Genomic DNA, 546 nt, shown 5'->3' with positions numbered 1-546 from the left:
GTGAACGACGATCCAGTGGCGTCGGATGACACGGCGAGCACGAACGAGGACGCGGGGGTCGCCATCGACGTTCTGGCCAACGACACGGATGTCGACGGCGACACGCTGACGGTGGCGAGCCTCGGCGCGGCGGCGAACGGCAGCCTGGTCGATAATGGTGACGGCACCGTCAGTTACACGCCGGATGCCGACTTCAACGGGTCCGACAGCTTCACCTACACCGTCGAGGACGGTAATGGCGGCAGCGACACCGCGACCGTGTCGGTCACGGTGGGCCCGGTGAACGATGCGCCGGTGGCGGCGGACGACGCCTATGCGACGGCGTACCAGACAGCGCTGACAATCGCGGCGGCGGGCGTGCTCGCGAATGACACCGACGTCGAGGGTGACACGCTGAGCGCGGTGCTCGACAGCGGGCCCGCGAATGGGAGCCTGACGCTGAACGCGGACGGGTCCTTCGGCTACACGCCGGATGCCGGGTTCTCGGGGTCCGACAGCTTCACCTACTTCGCCAATGATGGCAGCGCGGACGCAGCCGCCCCGGCG

The 546-nt window shown here is 68.5% G+C and carries 1 protein-coding gene; it reads left to right on the top strand.

All coding sequences use genetic code 11. The features are described 5' to 3' along the window. A partial coding sequence (locus tag V8324_RS22275; protein WP_336422046.1) for a cadherin-like domain-containing protein occupies nt 1-546 on the top strand: 546 nt, incomplete at its 3' end.

Source organism: Roseovarius sp. D22-M7 (assembly GCF_037083785.1).
In the GTDB taxonomy this organism is placed as follows: Bacteria; Pseudomonadota; Alphaproteobacteria; order Rhodobacterales; family Rhodobacteraceae; genus Roseovarius.
Note: the sequence above shows the minus strand (reverse complement) of the source record. Positions and strands in the feature narration are given on the sequence as shown.